At 59.0% G+C, this 20,569-nt stretch carries 21 protein-coding genes; 8 read left to right on the top strand and 13 right to left on the bottom strand.

The window, feature by feature from the left end; genetic code table 11:
* Positions 1-76: 76 nt before the first annotated feature.
* From cysK to ACFC5L_RS12055, 9 genes are all read right to left on the bottom strand, one after another.
* Positions 77-1,120, bottom strand: coding sequence for a cysteine synthase A (gene cysK / locus ACFC5L_RS12015; RefSeq protein ID WP_375202695.1), 1,044 nt, complete (start codon positions 1,118-1,120; stop codon positions 77-79).
* A 139-nt stretch (positions 1,121-1,259) separates the two neighbouring features.
* Positions 1,260-2,033, bottom strand: a complete 774-nt coding sequence (locus tag ACFC5L_RS12020) for a DUF6090 family protein (protein WP_375202694.1) — start codon at positions 2,031-2,033, stop codon at positions 1,260-1,262.
* The gene (locus ACFC5L_RS12025; RefSeq protein WP_375202693.1) at positions 2,030-2,806 is read right to left on the bottom strand and encodes a DUF6090 family protein; all 777 of its coding nucleotides are present in this window, start codon (positions 2,804-2,806) and stop codon (positions 2,030-2,032) included. The genes ACFC5L_RS12020 and ACFC5L_RS12025 overlap by 4 nt, the downstream gene beginning before the upstream one ends.
* Complete coding sequence (locus ACFC5L_RS12030; protein WP_375202692.1) at positions 2,803-3,591, bottom strand: hypothetical protein; 789 nt, start codon at positions 3,589-3,591, stop codon at positions 2,803-2,805. The genes ACFC5L_RS12025 and ACFC5L_RS12030 overlap by 4 nt, the downstream gene beginning before the upstream one ends.
* A 2-nt stretch (positions 3,592-3,593) precedes the next feature.
* A complete protein-coding gene (locus ACFC5L_RS12035) occupies positions 3,594-4,328 on the bottom strand; it encodes a hypothetical protein (protein WP_375202691.1) in 735 nt (244 codons plus the stop codon).
* A 22-nt stretch (positions 4,329-4,350) separates the two neighbouring features.
* Positions 4,351-5,766 carry a M20/M25/M40 family metallo-hydrolase gene (locus tag ACFC5L_RS12040; RefSeq protein ID WP_375202690.1) on the bottom strand — a complete coding sequence of 472 codons (1,416 nt, stop codon included), beginning with the start codon at positions 5,764-5,766 and terminating at the stop codon, positions 4,351-4,353.
* A gap of 143 nt (positions 5,767-5,909) precedes the next feature.
* Positions 5,910-6,380 carry a nuclear transport factor 2 family protein gene (locus tag ACFC5L_RS12045; RefSeq protein WP_375202689.1) on the bottom strand — a complete coding sequence of 157 codons (471 nt, stop codon included), beginning with the start codon at positions 6,378-6,380 and terminating at the stop codon, positions 5,910-5,912.
* Positions 6,381-6,545: 165 nt separating this feature from the next.
* The gene (gatB, locus tag ACFC5L_RS12050; protein ID WP_375202688.1) at positions 6,546-8,051 is read right to left on the bottom strand and encodes an Asp-tRNA(Asn)/Glu-tRNA(Gln) amidotransferase subunit GatB; all 1,506 of its coding nucleotides are present in this window, start codon (positions 8,049-8,051) and stop codon (positions 6,546-6,548) included.
* 24 nt (positions 8,052-8,075) lie between these two features.
* Positions 8,076-8,876, bottom strand: coding sequence for an alpha/beta fold hydrolase (locus tag ACFC5L_RS12055; RefSeq protein WP_375202687.1), 801 nt, complete (start codon positions 8,874-8,876; stop codon positions 8,076-8,078).
* 132 nt (positions 8,877-9,008) lie between these two features.
* On the opposite strand from ACFC5L_RS12055, the gene ACFC5L_RS12060 reads away from it, so the two are divergent.
* Positions 9,009-9,926, top strand: a complete 918-nt coding sequence (locus tag ACFC5L_RS12060) for a fatty acid desaturase (RefSeq protein WP_375202686.1) — start codon at positions 9,009-9,011, stop codon at positions 9,924-9,926.
* 72 nt (positions 9,927-9,998) lie between these two features.
* Here the strand turns inward: ACFC5L_RS12060 and ACFC5L_RS12065 are convergent, their stop codons facing one another.
* The 4 genes from ACFC5L_RS12065 to ACFC5L_RS12080 all read right to left on the bottom strand — a co-directional run bounded on the left by ACFC5L_RS12065 (position 9,999) and on the right by ACFC5L_RS12080 (position 13,594).
* The gene (locus ACFC5L_RS12065; protein ID WP_375202685.1) at positions 9,999-10,328 is read right to left on the bottom strand and encodes a hypothetical protein; all 330 of its coding nucleotides are present in this window, start codon (positions 10,326-10,328) and stop codon (positions 9,999-10,001) included.
* A 105-nt stretch (positions 10,329-10,433) separates the two neighbouring features.
* Positions 10,434-11,915, bottom strand: a complete 1,482-nt coding sequence (gene gatA, locus ACFC5L_RS12070; RefSeq protein WP_375202684.1) for an Asp-tRNA(Asn)/Glu-tRNA(Gln) amidotransferase subunit GatA — start codon at positions 11,913-11,915, stop codon at positions 10,434-10,436.
* Positions 11,915-12,214, bottom strand: coding sequence for an Asp-tRNA(Asn)/Glu-tRNA(Gln) amidotransferase subunit GatC (gatC, locus tag ACFC5L_RS12075; protein WP_375202683.1), 300 nt, complete (start codon positions 12,212-12,214; stop codon positions 11,915-11,917). The genes gatA and gatC overlap by 1 nt, the downstream gene beginning before the upstream one ends.
* A gap of 39 nt (positions 12,215-12,253) precedes the next feature.
* The gene (locus ACFC5L_RS12080) at positions 12,254-13,594 is read right to left on the bottom strand and encodes a hypothetical protein (RefSeq protein WP_375202682.1); all 1,341 of its coding nucleotides are present in this window, start codon (positions 13,592-13,594) and stop codon (positions 12,254-12,256) included.
* A 38-nt stretch (positions 13,595-13,632) separates the two neighbouring features.
* Here ACFC5L_RS12080 and ruvX point away from each other — a divergent pair, with 38 nt between their 5' ends.
* The 7 genes from ruvX to topA all read left to right on the top strand — a co-directional run bounded on the left by ruvX (position 13,633) and on the right by topA (position 20,414).
* Positions 13,633-14,100: a Holliday junction resolvase RuvX gene (gene ruvX, locus ACFC5L_RS12085; protein ID WP_375202681.1), complete on the top strand. Its 468-nt coding sequence runs from the start codon at positions 13,633-13,635 to the stop codon at positions 14,098-14,100.
* The gene (locus tag ACFC5L_RS12090; RefSeq protein ID WP_375202680.1) at positions 14,097-14,462 is read left to right on the top strand and encodes a hypothetical protein; all 366 of its coding nucleotides are present in this window, start codon (positions 14,097-14,099) and stop codon (positions 14,460-14,462) included. The genes ruvX and ACFC5L_RS12090 overlap by 4 nt, the downstream gene beginning before the upstream one ends.
* Before the next feature lie 44 nt (positions 14,463-14,506).
* A complete protein-coding gene (locus tag ACFC5L_RS12095) occupies positions 14,507-15,466 on the top strand; it encodes an aspartate carbamoyltransferase catalytic subunit (RefSeq protein ID WP_375202679.1) in 960 nt (319 codons plus the stop codon).
* Between the two features lies 1 nt (position 15,467).
* A complete protein-coding gene (locus ACFC5L_RS12100; RefSeq protein ID WP_375202678.1) occupies positions 15,468-15,788 on the top strand; it encodes a DUF6980 family protein in 321 nt (106 codons plus the stop codon).
* A gap of 6 nt (positions 15,789-15,794) precedes the next feature.
* Complete coding sequence (gene plsY / locus ACFC5L_RS12105) at positions 15,795-16,394, top strand: glycerol-3-phosphate 1-O-acyltransferase PlsY (RefSeq protein WP_375202677.1); 600 nt, start codon at positions 15,795-15,797, stop codon at positions 16,392-16,394.
* Entirely contained in the window at positions 16,387-17,499 is a 1,113-nt protein-coding gene (gene dprA, locus ACFC5L_RS12110; RefSeq protein ID WP_375202676.1) for a DNA-processing protein DprA, read from the top strand. The genes plsY and dprA overlap by 8 nt, the downstream gene beginning before the upstream one ends.
* A gap of 230 nt (positions 17,500-17,729) precedes the next feature.
* Positions 17,730-20,414, top strand: a complete 2,685-nt coding sequence (gene topA, locus ACFC5L_RS12115) for a type I DNA topoisomerase (protein WP_375202675.1) — start codon at positions 17,730-17,732, stop codon at positions 20,412-20,414.
* Positions 20,415-20,569 lie beyond the last annotated feature (155 nt).

Here is a 20,569-nt window from a genome sequence, read left to right on the forward strand (position 1 = left end):
TTTGGCCGACTGGCCACTTATAGGCGAATTCCGGGCGTGCGGGACGCAGCTGATCATCAATTTCACGCGAGCCCGATTAAGCAGGCAGCTGATAACCCGGCGTCGACTGGGAAATTTCCACTTCTTCGGCGCTCATTTCCGCCTCGACATCGGCGAAAAGCGGGGTTGAGAGATAACGCTCACCAGTGTCAGGCAACATGGCGAGAATGGTTGTCCCCTTGGGCGCGTTCTTGGCGATCTCCATGGCGCCGGCGAAAGTCGATCCGCCGGAAATGCCGGTGAAAATCCCTTCCCGCTGCGCCAGCGCCCGCGACCATTTCATGCCTTCAGCCGCCGGGGTTTTCACGATCTGGCTGATGACGTCCGCCTCAACCGCCTCGGACGTGATTTTCGGAATGAAATCCGGCGACCAGCCCTGGATCGGATGCGGCGTCCAGGCCGGGTGCGACGATTTCGGGCTGCCGTCGGGATTGCGCTCCTGCGGCGCGCCGCTCGACAGCATGGCCGAGTCCGGCGGCTCGCACACGACGATTTTGGTGTTGGGGCTTTCTTTCTTCAACACGCGGGAAACGCCGGTCAGCGTGCCGCCGGTGCCAAAGCCCGTCACCCAGTAATCGAGTTTTTGATCCTTGAAGTCTTCGACGATTTCGCGGCCCGTGGTGCGCTCATGCATGGCGGGGTTGGCGTCATTTTCAAACTGACGGGTCAGGAACCAGCCATTCTTGGCGGCGAGCTCTTTCGCTTTCTCCACCATGCCGGTGCCTTTTTGGGCGGCTGGCGTCAGCACCACCTTTGCGCCGAGAAACCGCATCAGCTTGCGCCGTTCCACGGAAAAGCTTTCCGCCATAGTGACGACCAGCGGGTATCCCTTCGCGGCGCAAACCATGGCGAGGCCGATGCCGGTATTGCCGCTTGTCGCCTCGACGACAGTCTGTCCGGGTTTGAGGTCGCCGGATTTTTCCGCCGCCTCGATAACGCCGAGCGCCAGGCGGTCTTTCACGGACCCCAGCGGATTGAACGCCTCGAATTTGACGTAGAGATTGACGCCTTCCGGCGCCAGGCGGTTGATTTTGATGACGGGCGTGTTTCCGACCGTTCCTAGAATATTATCGTGTTTCATGGGTATTCTCCTTTGCGAGGCGGCGTCTTTAGGCTCCCATCCTGCGAAGGCAGTGACGCCCGTCACATCCCCTGACACTTATAGGAGCGCCGACCCTGCGCCGTCCAGTTAGGCGCTCACAAGCCGACGCAGCGGAGGATCATTCCTCACTATCCGGAAGCCTGGCCAAAATCTCCTCTGCTTCACGTTTTAAATTGGCAATAACGAAGTGATTCAAGATGGAAACATTGTAAAGCGCACGCAAAGAGGCGGTGAATTCCGGATCTTCCAGCAGCGCGGTTACGACAAGATCATATGAGTTTTCGCCAAAAGGATTGAAGCCGTGACCCCTGGCGACCGCTGTCGTCGCATCGCGCGCATGGCGCGCAGTGCCGCCTTCAAAATAAACCAAATCCTCGATATTGGCGTAGTAATCCGAAATATCGAGAGCAAGGGTCTCATCCCTTAAAATTGTGATGTCTCCGGTCGATTGCAGGGTGCGAAACGTGGAGTTCTTTTCATTGAATGTCCGCGCAAGGATACCGTAAGTCAGAAAATAGTCGCGCTCATCCTCAGCGATGGGAAGAAACTCCGGCGCCGGAATCGTTCTGGCGACATCAACCGTATTGGAGGGCGCTGACATTTTGCTCTCCCGCCGGGGCGGGGCGCCGCCCGCATCGGTCAACATCCTGTCAATCACCGTTATGCGCACGCGATGAGCAAGCATCATCTCATCCAACGCAACAACTTCTTCTCTGATTTCGACAGCAAGGTTGTTAAGATATCGACCTTCGCGCACATGATCCGCCCGAGCTGCGTTCCAGTTACTTACCTGAATACCGATAAAGACGCCGACAACCACAATGACAAAGTCGAGCGCCACGGCGGTCCAGTTCTGCGCTTTTACGTGTTCGATGACGCGGCGCAGGATCATAATTTCTCCTCTGGCTGACCGAGCGAGGCCAGCACCCGTTCAATAAGAACAACGTTGCCAGTGCTGTTGTTTATGACCGAAGCAACGCGCGTGTACTGATATCGCAACTCGTCGCGGATCTCCGGGTCGGACCTCAACTTCTCGGCTGTCGCAGTCAAAACAGACGGATCCACCTGCAGCCGGCATTCGTTCGTGAATCCCGCGATGACGCCGAACTCGTTCATCACATCGCTGCATCCTTCCCTGATCGCGATCTGGACGTCGAGCGGTATGATCGATCTGACGGCGTGTCGGTAACTCGAGCCTTCAACGCGACTGATGGTAACGGCGTTGGATTCATCGAATGTATAGTACTCTGACAGATCGCTGCTGACTGCACCGTCCGGCAACAGACCGAGATGACCCGATGAAACAATCTGATCCCATGTCGCGCGATTAGGCGGCGTCGATGCAAATTCACTTGCGCGATAGGCGGCGATAATGAGCTGGCGCGCGTCCCCATCATCAGTAGACAAAAGGCGGTCCGCCTCAACAACGCTGTCACGAACTGCGCGGTAATAGTTGAGGATATCGCTTGTGGTGACAAAGTCTCTTTGAAGGTCCGCCGTCAGGCGCTGTACGTAATCCTCGCCCAGCGCCTTATCCCCGCGCGCCTCATTCCAGTTGGCCACCTGGATGCCGATAAAAACGCCGACGACGACGATCAGGAAATCGAGCGCGATGGCGGTCCATTCCTGTTTGCGGAAATGTGCGATGACGCGGCGAAGGATCATGGCGTGGTCTCATTCTTTCGCGCCGCCCCCTCGACGTGATCGCCAGCATAGGCGGACAAAACCGCGGCGTATTCATCGAGCTTGTCGGAGACCTGGCCGATATACTGGGTATAAATATGTTGGGTGAGAGCCGCATTGGACGCGTAGGCGATCATGACCGGTTGTCCGCAAACGCCTTCAGGGGTTTGCAGGCGAAACTGTTCAAGGCCGCTGAATTCGTTTCCCGGAAGGACTTTGAGCGCCTGATCGCCAGTGAGACTAAGCCCGGCGGCCGAATAAACTCTCTGTTCGGTGTCCTGCTTAATTCGGATGTAGCGTTGCCATTGGCGGTCCATGAAATTCATCTCGTCGGCGATTTTTCGAACACTGTCGCGGATCTCCTCCGCGTCGAGCGCGGACAAGGTTCCCGACTCAAGCGCTTCGCGCGCCGTCGCCAGCGAAAAGCGCGGCGGGGGGAAGTCGCCGACACGAAGGACAAGCTCCTTCATATTGTCATCCATATGAAGGCATGCGTCGGCCTCGTTAAGGCGGGCCGCCAGCTTCAAAGCGTCGTTCAGGATGACTTGGTTATCAGCCCGGTATCCGGCCATATCGGTGCGCGCATCTTCCGCTTCCGCGATCATGCGCTGAAGCAGGTCTCCGGCTTGAACCTCAGCGATCCGCGCGGCATTCCAGTTCGACACCTGAATACCGATGAAGACGCCGACAACGACAATGACGAAGTCGAGCGCCACCGCCGTCCAGTTCTGGTGTTTCACATGGTCGATGACGCGGCGTAGGAGCATTGTTATTCTGCGCCCCAAGGCGGCGGCGGCGGGCTAACGGGTATTGTGGTATCGAATTCCACACGAAAGTGGCGATTTTCGCGGTTGAGTTCGTAGGCAAACATCGCATCGGTAAGTTCAAGCGCCCAGACATTCGTCACTGATGCGCTGAGCCCCTCCCGGTTAAACAATTCGATGGAGTCTTCATCAACTGGAAACTCTATGCGCGTCGAATTTTCGATAACTGCGCCATCGCCGCCATATAGCGTAATCGCGTCTTCTTCGCCGTCTTCGTGACGATGGTCGTGTTTCAGGCGCAAACCATGCTCAGTGCGCGTGATGACCCATGTGCGTGAGCGATCATCGCCAACATGAAACGGTATGCGGATAGTGTCGTCTTGACACGTTCGTACATGCATCACGAGTTTTTGCGCGGCGATATCTGCATCGACACCGTCTGTTGAAACCAGCTTGCCCTCGTAGGCTTTTCCGCAATGTGCTGCGAGATTCGCCATGAATTCGTCTGCATGTTCGCGTTCAGGCGGGGCGCCGACCGAACAGGCGCTCGCGAAAACCATCGCTGAAAAATAAAACAAAGTTCGGATCATATATCGCACCTTGATTGTCATCAGTGACCCCAGCCCTTCAAGAAGTTCACGCGCTATGCGGAGGTCACGTTGAAGGCGGATAAAATAGTCGAGCGCCACCGCCGTCCGGTTCCGGGTCTCCACATGCTCGATGACGCGGCGCAGGAGCATAAGCCTCCCGTCTTCACGGCGCCTACTCGCCGCCCGCCAGCTCTTTCAGGATCACAACCCAATGGTCGAGGCCGCCATAAAATGCGTCAACGGAAAGCCGTTCGTTCAGACCATGGGCGTACATGTCGCTCGGTCGCGACCAGGCGCCGGAAATGGCGACAGTGTCATAGCCTTTGGTGCGGTAATGCATCCCGTCCGTGCCGCCCGATTCCATATAGGGAATGACCGGCGCTTCGACGCCGCGCGCCTCTAGCGATTTCTGGATCGCAGCCAACACATCGGGGCGCAGTTGTGACTCAGGGCTTTCGGTGACATCCGTTATGAGTTCGAATTGAACGGCGTCATTATCGATAACCTCTTTGAGCTTGGCTTCTGTCGCCGCCGCGCCGACGCCCGGGAAGATCCGGCAGTTCACGGTCGCCGTCGCCGATTGCGGCAAGGCGTTTTCCGCATGCCCGGCCCGCAGCATGGTCGCGATGCAGGTTGTGCCGGTCGTCCCCACCGTTTCCGGATTGTCGCGCAGGGTTTTGATGGCCTTCTTGTTTTTCGGGTTGTCCGCGAAGGCGATCATCGCCTCCCCCAGCTCGCCCGGCGTCACCGCGCCGGACGCCTTGAACGAGGCCAGCGTCAAATCGGAATAGCGAACCGGGAATTTATACGCCTCAATCTTTTTGAGCGCATCGGCAAGTTCGTAGATCGCGTTGTCCGCGCGCGGACGCGACGAATGCCCGCCCGGATTGGTGATGGTCAGTTCAAACGTCGCAAATGTTTTTTCCGCGCCCTGCACCGCATAGAAAATGGGCGTATGGTCCGGCGCCAGAACGCCGCCGCCCGCATCACTGTTCAGCACGAATTCGGGATCGATATTCTCGGCGACATACTCCGCCTGCGCGCGCGTTGAAACCATCCCGGTCTCTTCATCGCCCGAAAACACCAGCACCAGATCGCGGTTCGGCGCCCATCCTTCTTTCTTCAACCGAATAAAGGTCGAGACTAGATTGGTGATCCCGTATTTGTTGTCCGTCGTGCCGCGTCCGAAGAAATAGCCGTCTTCTTCTGTCAGCGTAAACGGCGCGCGCTCCCAATCCTTGGCCAGCGCATCGACGACATCCATGTGCCCGAGCAGGACGATAGGCTTGTGCGCAGCTTCGCCTTCCGCACGGTAAAACACCATCAAGCCCTGGGTGTGTTCGCCGTCGCTGTCGTAATCCGTGATTTGAATATCGCTGTCCGTAAACCCGGCGGCCTTCAACTGGCCCACCAGATACTCGACCATGACAGGCACCTGCTCCTGCCCTTTCGCAGTGCGGATAGAGATCACCTTCTCATAGATGTCTCGCGCCAATTGTTCGTGCTCGGTGAGATCGGCGGCGGACGCTGATGAGATAGATGCAAGACACGCGGCGGCGGAGGCCGCGACGAGAAAACGTGAAATCATGGATTGCCCCTCTTGAACCTTGCAGCCAATGCTGCCTGGGACCAACCATAACGGGTTTCGCGGGAATGTCAGCGGCAGGCGGGCGGAGAAAGCTGCTTTAGGACACGCCGAACCGAATCAGCGGAACCGCCCTTTTTCAGCAATCAGAACATTGTATTGTCGTTTGCGGACTGCTCGGGGACTGGCTGCACCACATCCCAATGCTCCACCATCAGGCAATCTTCCACCCGAAAAATATCGACGACCGCAAAACCAAGGTCTTCCGGGCTCGATTGACTATGATAGTGGACGGCGACCAGATCACTAGACGCTATGACCCGGTGAATTGTAAAAACTCGATCCGGATAGCGTTCCAAAAGTTTTTCAAGGAAACTGACAACGGGCTCACGACCATCAGGAAGGGTCGGCTTATGCTGGATGTAGTCCGGGTGAACCCACTGCTCGAAAGCCTGCCGAACTTTCTTTTGCTGGTAAAACAATTCAGAGAACTGATTAACAACTTCCAGTGGCGTCAGTTGGCACTGACCTTCGACTGACGACAGCGGCGAACGCTGATCCGTGGTTGCGCAGGAGCTTAACATCGCAGCCGCCATTGAAAGCAGCGGTGCCGCCAACTGTGTGTTTGTGATCCTCATTTCACCCCATCATGAGTAGCCGTCATGCCGGGTCGATGACTAGTCGCAATCTTCTAACCCACGCACAATTCGTAACACGCCAGAACCGTGGCGGTCTGCATCCGGTAACCTGATGCAAGCCCCGCCCTTGCCGTACCGACAGGTCTACTCAACGCCAAGTTTCTTCTTCAGGATCTCGTTCACGGCCTGCGGGTTCGCCTTGCCATGCATCTCTTTCATCACCTGACCGACAAACCAGCCCATGGTCTTGGGTTTTTCCTTGACCTGCTCAACCTGTTTCGGATTGGCGGCGATGATGTCGTCAATGACCTTCTCAATCGCGCCGGTGTCCGTGACCTGCTTCAGGCCGCGTTTCTCGACGATCTCTTTCGGCGAGCCTGTTTCCTCGCCCTCAAACATCAGGGCGAAAACATCCTTGGCGATTTTGCCGGAGATGGTGTTGTCCTTGATAAGGCCGATCAACTCGCCGAGCTGTGCGGCCGACACGGGGCTATCCTCGATTTCCTTGCCCGCCTTGTTAAGCGCGCCGAAGAGATCGCCGGTCACCCAGTTCGACGCCAGCTTGCCGTCGCCGCATTTGGCGACTTCCTCGAAGTAAGCGGCGCTCGCCTGATCGGAAGCAAGCACCGAAGCGTCATAAGAAGAAAGACCGTAGTCGTTCATAAAGCGGTGTTTCTTGGCGTCGGGAAGCTCCGGCAGGCTCGCCTTGATCTCGTCGACCCAGGCCTGCTCGAATTCGAGCGGCAACAAGTCCGGGTCCGGAAAATAACGGTAGTCATGCGCGTCTTCTTTCGAGCGCATGGTGCGGGTCGTACCGGATTTCACATCGAACAGGCGTGTTTCCTGATCGATCTCGCCGCCGCCTTCGAGCACCTCGATCTGGCGGCGCGCTTCATAATCGATCACCTGACGCACATAGCGCAGGGAGTTGACGTTCTTCGTTTCCGTCCGCGTGCCGAGATAGTTGAAATCGCCGGTTTCACGGAACTTGTCGTAATTGCCCGCGCGGCAGACCGAGACGTTCACGTCGGCGCGCATGGAGCCTTCCTCCATATTGCCGTCGCAGGTTCCCAGATAGCGAACGATGGAGCGCAGCTTGGAGAAATAGGCGGCGCCCTCTTCCGCGGTGCGCATGTCAGGCTTGGAGACAATTTCCATCAGCGCGACGCCGGACCGGTTCAAATCCACATAGGATTCCTTCGGCGCGAGGTCGTGGATCGACTTGCCGGCGTCCTGTTCAAGATGCAGGCGCTCGATCCCGACATTGATGGTCTCTCCGCCTTCGAGCTCCACCTCGATCTCGCCTTCACCGACGATCGGATCTTTATATTGGGAGATCTGATAGCCCTGCGGCAGGTCGGGATAGAAATAGTTCTTCCGGTCGAAACGCGACCAGGTGTTGATCTTGGCGTTGAGCCCGAGCCCGGTGCGGATCGCCTGTTCAACGCAATATTTATTGATGACCGGCAGCATGCCCGGCATGGCGGCGTCGACCAGCGAGACATTCTCGTTCGGGCCCGCGCCATATTCGGCCGAGGACCCGGAAAAGAGCTTCGACTTCGACGACACCTGCGCATGGACCTCAAGCCCGATGACAACCTCCCAGTCGCCGGTTGACCCTTGCAGCAGTTTTCTCGGCTCCGCGCCCATTGTCGTCCTCGTCTAAATCCAGATTCAGCTGGTTTTGCCCGCGCTTTGCGCTGGTTGCAACCCGCCGTTTTCAGCCCGCTCAATCACCCGGCTGATCGCCCGATGGACGCGCCGCGGATATTGCAGTTCCAGATAGTGCGTCCCCCCCGGAACGATCTCGAGGCCGGCGCGCTCACGCGGCAGAACCCGCATCAGCTTTTCGGCGTTGGACTTCGGCACGATGGCGTCGAAGTCCCCATGGATGACTTCCACCGGCGCTTCAATTCGTGACGCCTGTTCCAGCAAGGGGCCGATCTGGGCGCGCCGCGCGGTAATCTCCTTCCTGACCTTCATCCAGCGGTTCGGCACATAAGGCTCGATCCCGTTAACGCTGCCGATCTTTTCCAGCTGAAGCGCATAGTCATGGGGCTCGTCAATGAGCGCCGCCACCGTGACGACGCCTTTCACAACGTCCGGAAAATCGAGCGCGGTTTTGAGCGCCAGTTCGCCGCCATAGGAAACGCCCAGCGTAACGATCTTCTTGTCGCCGAACTCCCCGCCCCCGGATGATTTGGGCAGGAAGGGTTTCGCCGCCGCCACCTGCTCCTCAAAATCCGTATAGACGCTGCGGTGTCCGCGTCCGAAGCCCGGCCGCGAGAGCACAACCATGTCGAGCCCCGCCGGGGCCGTGCGCAACAGCCGGGTGAAAAGCAGCTTGTTGCAGGGGCTGCCCGGGAAAACGATCACCCGCCAATCGCCTTCGCCCGGCTGGTGAAACGCGTCCGTCTCCAGCGGCTCCGGCAAGGGCGCGGTGTAAGTGATTTCGCGAAATGACGATCCGAACACGGGTTCAGCCCCCTTCATCTGTGACAGTCTAACAGCCTCCTGCGACTGCAGGAAACGCCCTATCGCCTTGAGACGGGTCAAACTTTCAGGCAATGTCCCATGCTATATGGGGGAGTGCATTGGAGATACCAGATGACCAGCGCAGTCCAGACCGCCGACATGTCCAGCGCCGCCGAAGAGCCGCAGGCCGCGAGCCTCGCGGAGTTGAAGGCCTATGCGCTTGAACAGCGCAAGGGCGTGTGCTGGCGCACCCTCCTGTTCGGCACGCTGGCGCAGGTGATTATTTTCACCACGACCTATTTCGCGATTATCGGCGTCGTGCCGCTGTGGGCCGGCTTCCTCATCAACTCCTTCTGGATGGTTCAGGGCTACACCCCCGCCCATGAAGGCGTGCACATGAATATCCACGGGAAGGACACGCGCTTTCACTGGCTCAACTATCTCTATGGCGTGGTGAATGTCGGCTATGGTTTTCATTCCTATACGATGCACGCCCATAACCACCGCCTCCATCACCAGCACGCAAACGACCCCGAGCGCGATCCGGAACATTTCGTCGCCCGCGCGAAGACGTTCCCTGGGGGCGTCTTGCGCTGTTACCTTTATTATTTCACCGCGACGATCCACGGCTTTCGCAACACGAAATACCATCCGCGCCCGAAGCGTTATCTGACGCGGATCGCGATTGAGCTGGGCGTCGTCTTCAGCGTGCTCGCGATCATCGTCGCCGCTGGCTATGGCTGGCTGGCGCTATGGCTGTGGGTTCTGCCTGCGCTCAACGCCTGGGCGTTCAACGCCTATCGTTTCATCTGGCTGCCGCATTATGTGGTCGCCGACGAACGCGACGACATCAAGGTCTCGCGAGTGATGGTGACGGATAAGAGCCTTGGCGGGCGCATCCTCGCCTGGGTCTTCAACTTTCACAATTATCACGAGATCCATCATCTTTATCCGTACGTGCCGTGGCACGCGCTGGAAAAGATTTACGATCGCGGACGAGACGTACTGGCGCGCGAAGGCATGCGCGCCGACCCGGTGAATTTCCGCTAGACGTCTTCCGACAAGTCTGAATCAAAAACGCCGGCTCTGTGAGCCGGCGTTTTGTAAAACCTTTCGGGCAAATCAGTTCTGCGCGTAGCGCGTCTCTTCAGATTGCTCGACTTTGCGAACAACAATCTTCGCGTGGCCGCCATGATTGATATGGGTAACGCGTTCGGCAAGGTCACCGGCGTTCGATGCACTTGCTGCGCAGCCATGGCGTCGCGGGAAACTTGCATGAGATTTGTTGAAACCGCGCATAGCCGGAGTCACAAGTCTGGGTTGATCGCACGCCTCGTCATATGAAGAGACGGTCCTTTCGTCATCGGCTTTCGCGGCGCCTGCATCGGCATAGGCGGCAGTGGCGCCCATAACCGTCATGGCGGCAACAAGAGCTGAGCGGGCGAAAAGCATTTGGGCCTCCTTTCAAGAGTTGAATAGGAGGCCACCTAAGCGCTAATCGGCCACATTCAAGCGATGATCATGCTAAAATGCGCGATATTGCATCGCAAAAAAGGATCAGGACCACCATTCTTTAGGACGTTTGTTGGCCCCTGCCGCCTGCTCGAGCGCGAACATGCCTTTGAACATGGTCTCTTCGTCAAACGGCTTGGCGAGAAGCTGCAAGCCCAGCGGCAGGCCCTGCTTATCATAGCCCGCCGGCACAGAAGCGCCCGGAAGCCCGGCGAGGTTCGCCGTCACCGTGAAGACGTCATTCAGATACATCTGCACAGGGTCGGCGGTTTTCTCGCCAAGGCCAAAGGCGGCTGACGGCGATGACGGCGTCAGGATCAAATCCACTTTCGAAAAGGCGTCGGTGAATTCGTCGAAGATTTTCTTCCGCACTTTCTGCGCGCGCAGATAATAGGCGTCATAGTAGCCGGCGGAGAGAACATAAGTGCCGATAAGAATGCGGCGCTTCACTTCATCACCGAAACCTTCGGCGCGGGTGTTTTCATACATCGACGTGATGTCGGTGAAGTCTTTCGCGCGAAGGCCGTATTTGACGCCATCATAGCGCGCGAGGTTGGACGAGGCTTCCGCCGGCGCGACAATGTAATAAACGGGCAGCGCATATTTCGTCAGCGGCAGGGAGATGTCGACAATCTCGCAGCCTGCGTCTTTCATCCACGCGATGCCCTGGCGCCAGAGCTTTTCGATTTCCTCGGGCATGCCGTCGATGCGGTATTCTTTCGGCACGCCGATCTTGAGGCCCTTCAGGGACTGGCCAAGCACCGCTTCATAATCCGGCACCGGACGATCGATGCAGGTTGAATCTTTCGGGTCGTGGCCCGCCATCGACTTCAACATGATCGCCGCGTCGCGCACATCCTGCGTGATCGGTCCCGCCTGATCGAGCGAGGACGCAAAAGCGACGACGCCCCAGCGCGACACGCGCCCGTAAGTCGGCTTGACGCCGACGGTGTTCGTCAACGAGGCCGGTTGGCGGATCGACCCGCCCGTATCCGTCGCCGTCGCCGCCGCGCAAAGCCGCGCCGCCACCGACGCCGACGACCCGCCCGACGACCCGCCCGGCGTCAGATCGGCATTGCCGCCATCTTCGCGCCGCCACGGGTTGATGACATTGCCGTAAAAGCTCGTCTCATTGGAGGAGCCCATGGCGAACTCATCCATATTGAGCTTGCCGAGCATCACCGCGCCGTCGCGCCAGAGATGGCTCGTCACGGTCGATTCATAGCGCGGATGAAAGCCGTCAAGGATGTGCGAGGCGGCCGTCGTCAACACGCCTTCGACGCAGAACAGATCCTTGATGCCAAGCGGCACGCCTTCAAGGTCGCCGCCCGCCCCCTTGGCGAGTTGCGCGTCGGAAGCTTTGGCCATGTCGCGGGCCTTGTCCGGCGTCACGGTGATGAAGGCGTTCAGCGCCTTCGCTTTTTCGATGCGCGACAGATAAGCGTCGGTCGCTTCAAGCGAGGTCACTTCTTTTTTCTTCAGCGCATCGCGAAGCTGCGCGAGGGTGAGATCGGCTGGGTTCGACATTATTCAACCACCCTCGGCACGACGAAGAAGTGGTCTTCGGTCTTCGGCGCATTGGCGACGACGTTCTCGGGTTGATGGCCGCCCGTGGGCCCGTCCTGCAACACGTCCTCACGCATGGGCAGCTGGACGTCGACGGTCGACGCCATGGCGTCGACGCCTTCGACATCGACCTCATTCAATTGCTCAATCCAGCCGAGAATGCCGGAGAGCTCCTTTGCCAGCGGCTCTAGACGCTGCTCTGGCTCGGCGATGCGTGCGAGCTTCGCCACCTTGCGCACGGTGTCCTTATCGATCGACATGAGGTCTCTCTTGAAATTCTGAAACGACGCCTGTGCCTATCAACGCCCCCGCTCGCGCGCAAGGCTTCCGGCGGAGGCGAAAAGCCCTTCGATGGCTCGGGCGGGCTCGGCGAGCGGCGTCCGGGCGAAATCCTCGATCCGGTCGGCGAAATCCCTGTCGCCCGTCCGGTCGGCGACGAGGTCATAGAACATCTCCTCCGAATAGCCGTCCTCCCCGGCCCGGTCGATGAAGGCGCGCCAGAAATCCGCCGTCGTTTCTCCCTCCGCCCGGGAGACCGCGAGGGCGATCACATGGCCGCAAACATAAAGGGCCCGGAAATCGCCCCGGGTCTTGGCGCCGTTGAGCGAGCCGGTCTCTAGCTCACTGGCGCATTCACGCCGCACCGACTGCTCAGTGGCGGCGAAAAGGTCGGCGTCCCATTTGCCGAGGCCCACCATCACTTCAGCGGCGATAGCGTCAGCGGCGCCTTCATGGATCCATTCGGGCGCATCCTCCACGCCCGGCCGCGCCGCCGCCTGCCACAGATGAACGGCTTCATGGATTGTCGCCGTGACGAAAATCCGCCGCGCCTTGTCAGACGGCGCCTTCCAGGCGCCGCCTTCGAGCGTGATCTGGAACTGCGCCGGCAAGGCGTCGCCCGCATAGCTGAGCCGCCCTTCATCCCGGCCCAGCGGGGCGGCGAGAAAGAGGTTGGGCTTCGTTTCCGGCGAAAAGCCGAACAACGCCGCAAGCTTGTCAAAGCTCGCCGGCACCAGCGTGTTGAATTGCTCAACGATCCAGCGCGGCGCATCCGGATCAATGAGCGCCATCACATGATCGGTTTCCACCGGATCGAGCGGCCCGAGATAGACAAATGCCGGGTGCGCCATGGGACTGCGCCAGTCGGCGAGCGACGGTTCATTTGCGCCGAACGTGACCGCATGGCCGCCATCCGCCGGGGTGAAATCGAAAGTCGCGTTGACGCGGCCCCCCTTCCCGGTCATGGGCCAGAAATGGCCTGTATAGATCAGCGCACCGCCGGCGCCGTAGCGCGCCAGCGGCTGATATTCTTTCTGGATGCGCACAAGGTCCGGTTTCGCGGCGATCTCTACGCGCGAAAATTTTTTGCCGTCGCTGCGGACGATCCTGTCTTCATCCTCAAGGCGGATCAGCTTGAAACCGGGCGTCGCAACTTCCCAGCGCCGTTCGCGATAGCCGCCCGCAACGCTTTGGAAGATGATCTCCCGGCGGGGCTTTCGCCACTCATAGGCGACGGCGACATCCGCATCCGAGACCTGCCGGACGGAAACGCGCATATCCGGCGCCGACTTGCCGAAGGGCGCGGCGAAAGCGGCGAACGAAAGCCCCGCAAGCACCGCAAAAAGAACAATCCAACGCATTATCGACCCAACTTGACCAAGCCTGTTACTATGGGCCCATGAGCCAGGAATTTGAACAGGCCGCCAGCGCCTTTGGCCCGCGGGGCGCGCTTTTCGGCCTCGATCTCGGGGAAAAGACCATCGGCGTTGCAATCTGCGACCCCGACCGCATGGTGGCGACGCCGGTGGAGACCATCCGCCGCAAGAAATTCACCATGGATGCGGAACGCCTTGCGGCCCTCGCCGCAGAGCGCAAAATCGCCGGAATCGTGATCGGCCTGCCGCTCAATATGGATGGGACCGAGGGGCCCAGCGCCCAGCGCGCCCGCGCCTTCGCCCGCAACCTGCCGAGAGTCCTCGACCTGCCGCTCGCCTTCTGGGACGAGCGTCTCTCCACCGCCGCCATGGAACGCGATCTGATCGCCATGGACACCAGCCGGGCCAAGCGCGCAGACAAGATCGACGAAATGGCGGCGACCTTTATACTCCAGGGCGCCATCGACCGCCTGAGGGGACTCGCCAAATGAAACTGAGAACCATGCGCCATCTGATCGTCGGTCTTCTGACCGGCACGGGCGTCTTTCATCTTCTCGTCGCTTTCCTGAACGCGGCGCCGGGGCTGGGCCTGCCGCTTGCCGGCTTCGGCCTGCTTTTTGTCATTATCGGATTTTTTGTACGCAACGACACCAATGACGGTTCGAAATCCCACAGCCGCAACGCGGTTCTCGCGGCCATCGCAGCCTGTTCAGCGGGGCTCATTCTCGGCGGACGCGCCTATCTCACCAATGGCCACCCGCCGGCGCTGATCCTGATGTTCGCCATCGATATTGCTGTTATCGTCCTTGGCGTGATGTGGCTGATGAAACTGACGGTGAAACACCGCCGCTAAGGCCATTGCCGAACCCCCGCCAACGGGGTAATGCTCCCGCTTTAATGACAACAGCTGAACGCCCCCAGCCGCCGAAAGGCGGGTTTTCCGCGCGCCGCCTGATCGCCATTGACGATCTGACGGACGCCGACATCCGTTATCTGTTGAAACTCGCGGAATATTACGCCGGTTATCTGCGCCGGGCCGCGCCGCCGCCAAGGCGGCTCGCGGGCAAAACCCAGATCAATCTGTTTTTCGAAGACTCAACCCGCACCAATCTGTCCTTCGAGCTCGCCGGAAAAAAACTCGGCGCCGACGTCATCAACGTGCCGGTCGCCGCATCCTCGGTCCACAAGGGCGAGACCATGATCGATACGGCGCAGACCATGGCCGCCATGGGCGCCCATGTGATGATCGTGCGCGCGAAAGAGGAAGACCTTCACTACGCCCTCGACGAGGCGCTCTCCTGCGCCATCGTCAATGGCGGCGCCGGCAAGCTTGAGCATCCGACTCAGGCGCTCCTTGATGCGGTGGCGATCCGGTCGGAGTTCGGCACGCTCGAGGGCCTTACCATCGCGATCTGCGGCGACATCAGACATTCGCGCGTCGCCGGTTCCGACGCCCGCCTGTTCCAGCGCCTTAACGCCAATATCCGTTTTGTCGGCCCGAAACACCTGATGCCGCCGGACGATCAGTTTGCGGACATTCCCCGTTTTGACACGCTGAAAGACGGTCTCGACGGCGCCGATGTCGCCATGGCGCTGCGCATGCAGTTCGAACGCATGGAAGGTGACGGCAAGGCGCTGGCTCAGGGCTTTTTCGAGGAATATGGGCTAACGCATGAAACCCTGAAACTCGCCAAGCCCGGCGCGCGCATCATGCATCCGGGCCCGATGAATCGCGGCGTCGAAATCTGTGGGGCGCTTGCCGATGATGAGGAACATTCACTCATTCTCCGGCAAGTCTTTTATGGCGTCGCCATGCGCATGGCGTGTTTGGATGCGTTGCTAACAAGGGGTGAATAGGATGGGGAACCATCCGAAAAAATATTACTTAGAAGACGAATTCCCTCAATTTTTTAGCCTTCTTCGCGAAGGCAAAGTCAATATTAGTTATTCGCAGCACTTTCGAGAATTTTCGATTACGCTGGCCGACGGTGTAGCAACGCAAAAAATGGAATATTGCCCATGGAGTGGCCGAAAATTTCCAGATAGTTTAAGGCAGCAATATTTTGACACATTGAAAAATGAGCATAGTTTTGATGAGCCTACTATGGACGATGTTTTTGAAAAGTGCGTCCCCTTGGAAATGCTTTCAGAAGCATGGTGGGTAAAACGGGGTTTATAGATTTTTATGACAATCCTCCTCCCTCTCGTGCTCGGCTATCTCCTCGGCTCAATTCCGTTCGGTCTTGTGATCACCAAAGCGGCGGGGCTTGGCGATATTCGCGCCATCGGGTCGGGCAATATCGGCGCGACGAATGTCTTGCGCACAGGCCGGAAAGATCTGGCGCTGGCGACCTTGCTGCTCGATGGCGGCAAAGGTGCCATTGCGGTCGGCGTTGCTTATCTGATGGGCTGGCGGCCGGAGGTCGCGGGCGCCGCGGCGTTTCTCGGCCACTGCTTTCCGGTGTGGCTCGGCTTCAAGGGCGGCAAGGGCGTCGCCACCTTCATGGGCACATTGTTCGCCCTGCATTTTCCGGCAGGGATTTTCGCGGGCGCCACATGGCTCGGCGTCGCCTATGTCCTGAAATATTCATCCCTCTCCGCGCTGGTCGCCGCAGCAGCGACGCCGGTCGTTCTCTACACCATGGGAAAACCGTTCTACGCCATTGCGGCGCTTGTAATGACGCTGCTGATCTTCATCCGCCACAAATCGAATATTGTGAGACTGCTTTCCGGCGAAGAGCCAAAGATCGGCGCGAAGAAAGAAGCGGAAACCGCTGGTGCTTGAGGAACGGGATCGCCTTGACTGGCTGCAACTCATTCGCACCCAGAATATCGGCCCGGTTACTTTTCATCGCCTCATCGCCAAATACGAAACCGCGGCGAAAGCGCTCGCAGCACTGCCCGATTTATCGCGTAAGGCCGGTCGCGCCCGGCCCTTGAAAGCCGCAGACCGCAGCGCATGTGAGCGCGAGTTGAAAGAAGGGCAAAAACACGGCGCCGAGCTTATTGCGTCTTGCGACGACAATTACCCACGAGCGCTGAAAGCCATTCCCGATCATCCGCCGCTTTTATATGTCCGCGGCCATGCAAGCCTGTTTGACAAACCCGCTGTCGCCATTATCGGCGCCCGCAACGCGTCAGGCGTTGGACGCAAGATTGCGCGCAGTCTCGCCGCAGATCTCGGCGAAGCTGGTTACGTCATTACGTCGGGACTGGCGCGCGGCGTTGATGGCGCAGCCCATGACGCCGCCCTGAAAACCGGCACCATCGCCGTCGTCGCCGGCGGCGTCGATGTCGTCTATCCGCCGGAACATGACGAACTGACGGACCGCATCGCGCGCGAAGGCGCTGTTATTTCTGAATGCCCCATGGGTGCGCAACCGACCGCGCGGGACTTTCCTAAACGCAACCGGCTTATCTCCGGTCTGTCGCGGGGGGTTGTCGTCGTCGAAGCCGCCGCAAAATCCGGCACGTTGCTCACCGCCAATTTCGCCCTCGACCAGGGCCGCGAGGTTTTCGCCGTGCCGGGCTCGCCTCTGGATCCGCGCTGTCAGGGCGCCAACCGCCTCATTCGCGACGGCGCAACACTGGTTGAAACCGCGCAGGATATTATCGACGTCCTGTCCCAGCAAAGCGGCGTCGCCTCGTCCGGCCGCGACCTCTTTGACTGGGCCGGCGGAATGAGCGAGCGCGAGCCCGATCCGGCGGCGATGGCGTCGCTCAGGCGCCAAATTCTGGAGCTTCTCAGCTTCACGCCCCTGCACCGCGATGAAATCCTGCGGGAGGCTGATGCGCCGCCCGGCCTGATCGCTGACGCCCTCCTCGATCTTGTCCTGGCGGGCGAAGCTCAAGAGCATGACGGCGGGCGCTTTTCCTTGAATGCAGGTTAGACTTTTCCCCCATCCCGCTGATTTTTCGAGAATTTATCTCTTTTCCACAGGCCGGGGTTTAACCTATATTCAGCAACGCCGATACAATCTCCGGTGGAAATTCGCCGCAAAACCATTATCACCCTCTTCCCGGCCCGTAACCTTACTGTAGTTGACAGGGGCCATGGGCCCGCCCCATAGGGCGCGCCACGCCAATTTACCCGCTGTTCGTCTGGGGGACGCCTCACCACATGCAAGTCGTCATTGTTGAATCGCCCTCAAAAGCCAAAACCATCAATAAATATCTGGGCTCCGGCTTCACGGTGCTCGCCTCTTACGGGCATATCCGCGATCTGCCCTCGAAAGACGGGTCGGTAAAGCCCGACGAGGATTTCGAGATGGTCTGGGAGCTCGATTCCAAATCGAAAACCCGGGTGAACGATATCGCCGCCGCCCTTAAAGGCGCGGACCGGCTCGTGCTCGCGACTGACCCCGATCGCGAGGGGGAAGCGATTTCCTGGCACCTTTTGGAAACGCTGGCCGCGAAGAAGGCGCTCAAGGGCGTTCGGATCGACCGGGTGGCGTTCAACGCGATCACGAAAAAATCCGTTCAAGACGCCATGGCGCATCCGCGCGAGATCGATGCAGATCTCGTCGACGCTTATCTCGCCCGGCGCGCTCTTGATTATCTGGTGGGTTTCACACTCTCGCCGGTGCTGTGGCGCAAGCTGCCCGGCTCACGCTCGGCGGGCCGCGTTCAGTCCGTGGCGCTGCGCATTATCTGCGACCGCGAACTCGAAATCGAAACCTTCATTCCGCAGGAATACTGGACCGTCAAAGCACAGGCCGTCTCCGGCGATACGGCGCCGTTCGAAGCGCGGCTTGTTCTTCATGAAGGCGAAAAGGTTCAAAAATTCACGCTTGGCGACGAAGCGGCCGCCATGGGCGCCAAACGCGCCGTTGAGAGCGCCAGCTTCACCGTCGAGTCCGTCGAAGCCAAACCCGGCAAGCGCAACCCGCCGCCGCCCTTCACCACTTCGACCCTGCAACAGGAAGCGGCGAGGAAGCTCGGCTTCAACGCCCAGCGCACCATGCGTACGGCGCAAAGCCTTTATGAGGGCATCGACATCGGCGGCGAGACGACCGGCCTCATCACCTATATGCGGACAGACGGGATCGATATGGCGCCGGAAGCCATCAGCGACGCCCGCAAATCCGTGGGCGCGCAATTCGGCGAGAAATATGTGCCGGATAGCCCGCGTGTTTATAAATCGAAGGCGAAAAACGCGCAGGAAGCCCACGAATGTATTCGCCCGACGGCGTTCTCCCGGGCGCCGGACAAGGTGCGGGGCTTGAGCGAAGACGAATTCAAGCTCTATTCGCTGATCTGGAAGCGCGCCATCGCCAGCCAGATGGAATCGGCGCGGCTTGAAAATACAACTATCGATCTTTTGTCAGGCGACAAGAAAACCGGCCTTCGCGCCACCGGCTCGGTCATTCTCTTCGACGGCTTTCTGGCGCTTTATGAAGAAGGCCAGGACGATCCGGAATCCGAAGACGGCGGTGGCGTTCTGCCGAAACTTTCTGCAGGCGCCAAAGCGAATGTTTCCGATGTCGCTGCAGACCAGCATTTCACTCAGCCGCCGCCGCGCTTTTCCGAAGCGAGCCTCGTGAAGCGGCTTGAAGAGCTCGGCATCGGCCGGCCTTCGACCTATGCGTCCATTCTCTCCACGCTCCGCGACCGCGGCTATGTGACCATGGAGAAGAACCGCTTCATTCCGGATTCAAAAGGCCGGATCGTCACGGCGTTTCTTGAAAACTATTTCAAGAAATATGTCGAATATGACTTCACAGCGGATCTCGAAGAAACGCTCGACGAAATCTCCGCCGGTGAAGCGGACTGGAAAACCTTTCTCAGAAATTTCTGGTCGGAGTTTCACGCCGCAGTCGAAGACATCGGCGAACTCAGGATCTCTGAAGTGCTCGACGCGCTCAATGAATCCCTCGGGCCGCTGATCTTTCCCAAAAAAGAAGACGGTTCGGACCCGCGCGCCTGCCCCTCCTGCGACGACGGAAAATTGTCTTTGAAGACCGGCAAGTTCGGCGCCTTTATCGGCTGCTCGAACTATCCCGACTGTAACTACACCCGCCAGCTTGCGGCCATGACCGACGGCGCAGACGCCGCAGACACAAGCGACCGCGAACTCGGGCTCGATCCTGAAAGCGGCCTCGACGTGACGCTGAAATTTGGCCGTTTCGGCCCTTATGTTCAGCTTGGCGAACAGGAAAAAGGGTCGAAAGAAAAGCCCAAGCGCGCCGGCATTCCGAAAACCTGGAATGTTGACGATATCGACCTTGAAAAAGCGCTGATGCTTCTCTCTCTGCCGCGCGAAGTGGGCCCGCACCCCGAAGACGGCGAAATGATCGAAGCCGGGCTCGGCCGCTATGGCCCCTTCGTCAAGCACGACAAGCTTTACGCGAACCTACCGACAATCGATGAGGTTTTCGAAATTGGCCTCAACCGCGCCGTCACCCTGATCGAAGAGAAGCGGGCCAATCCGCGCGCCGGCCGCGGCCAGGCGGCGAAACCGCTGAAGGAACTGGGCGCGCATCCGGAAACCGGCGATCCCGTCAATGTCATGAACGGGCGCTATGGGCCTTATGTGAAACACCAGAAGACAAACGCCACCCTGCCCAACGGAACCGAACCGGAAAAGGTGACGCTGGAAAGAGCGCTGGAACTGATCGCGGCGAAAGAAAAAAAACCGGCGAAGAAAAAAGCGACAAAGAAGAAGGCCGCCAAAAAGAAAGCGACCAAGAAAGCAGCGACAAAAAAAGCGGCCAAGAAGACAACGAAAAAGGCCGCGACTAAAAAGGCGCCTGCGAAAAAGACCGCCGCCAAGAAAAAGACGACGAAGAAAAAAACCGCGACTTAAGCGCATCGCTTGCGCATTTTAAATCGGCGTTAACGCTGCGATTCCCAAAATTGTGCAGCGCAAAATAATTTCATCGTCTGTTCGCGAAACCATCGTCGAACTGTCACCAATGCTCCCTATCTCGCGCGGCGAGCCGGCAAGCCCGGCTGGCTCTC

The sequence above is a fragment of the Hyphococcus sp. genome (assembly GCF_041986965.1).
GTDB lineage: Bacteria > Pseudomonadota > Alphaproteobacteria > Caulobacterales > Parvularculaceae > Hyphococcus.

Bases quoted from the DNA above. Each gene is read 5' to 3' on its own strand.
- cysK (WP_375202695.1), bottom strand. From the start codon at position 1,120: ATGAAACACGATAATATTCTAGGAACGGTCGGAAACACGCCCGTCATC.
- ACFC5L_RS12020 (WP_375202694.1), bottom strand. From the start codon at position 2,033: ATGATCCTGCGCCGCGTCATCGAACACGTAAAAGCGCAGAACTGGACC.
- ACFC5L_RS12025 (WP_375202693.1), bottom strand. From the start codon at position 2,806: ATGATCCTTCGCCGCGTCATCGCACATTTCCGCAAACAGGAATGGACC.
- ACFC5L_RS12030 (WP_375202692.1), bottom strand. From the start codon at position 3,591: ATGCTCCTACGCCGCGTCATCGACCATGTGAAACACCAGAACTGGACG.
- ACFC5L_RS12035 (WP_375202691.1), bottom strand. From the start codon at position 4,328: ATGCTCCTGCGCCGCGTCATCGAGCATGTGGAGACCCGGAACCGGACG.
- ACFC5L_RS12040 (WP_375202690.1), bottom strand. From the start codon at position 5,766: ATGATTTCACGTTTTCTCGTCGCGGCCTCCGCCGCCGCGTGTCTTGCA.
- gatB (WP_375202688.1), bottom strand. From the start codon at position 8,051: ATGGGCGCGGAGCCGAGAAAACTGCTGCAAGGGTCAACCGGCGACTGG.
- ACFC5L_RS12060 (WP_375202686.1), top strand. From the start codon at position 9,009: ATGACCAGCGCAGTCCAGACCGCCGACATGTCCAGCGCCGCCGAAGAG.
- ACFC5L_RS12065 (WP_375202685.1), bottom strand. From the start codon at position 10,328: ATGCTTTTCGCCCGCTCAGCTCTTGTTGCCGCCATGACGGTTATGGGC.
- gatA (WP_375202684.1), bottom strand. From the start codon at position 11,915: ATGTCGAACCCAGCCGATCTCACCCTCGCGCAGCTTCGCGATGCGCTG.
- gatC (WP_375202683.1), bottom strand. From the start codon at position 12,214: ATGTCGATCGATAAGGACACCGTGCGCAAGGTGGCGAAGCTCGCACGC.
- ACFC5L_RS12080 (WP_375202682.1), bottom strand. From the start codon at position 13,594: ATGCGTTGGATTGTTCTTTTTGCGGTGCTTGCGGGGCTTTCGTTCGCC.
- ruvX (WP_375202681.1), top strand. From the start codon at position 13,633: ATGAGCCAGGAATTTGAACAGGCCGCCAGCGCCTTTGGCCCGCGGGGC.
- ACFC5L_RS12090 (WP_375202680.1), top strand. From the start codon at position 14,097: ATGAAACTGAGAACCATGCGCCATCTGATCGTCGGTCTTCTGACCGGC.
- ACFC5L_RS12095 (WP_375202679.1), top strand. From the start codon at position 14,507: ATGACAACAGCTGAACGCCCCCAGCCGCCGAAAGGCGGGTTTTCCGCG.
- ACFC5L_RS12100 (WP_375202678.1), top strand. From the start codon at position 15,468: ATGGGGAACCATCCGAAAAAATATTACTTAGAAGACGAATTCCCTCAA.
- plsY (WP_375202677.1), top strand. From the start codon at position 15,795: ATGACAATCCTCCTCCCTCTCGTGCTCGGCTATCTCCTCGGCTCAATT.
- topA (WP_375202675.1), top strand. From the start codon at position 17,730: ATGCAAGTCGTCATTGTTGAATCGCCCTCAAAAGCCAAAACCATCAAT.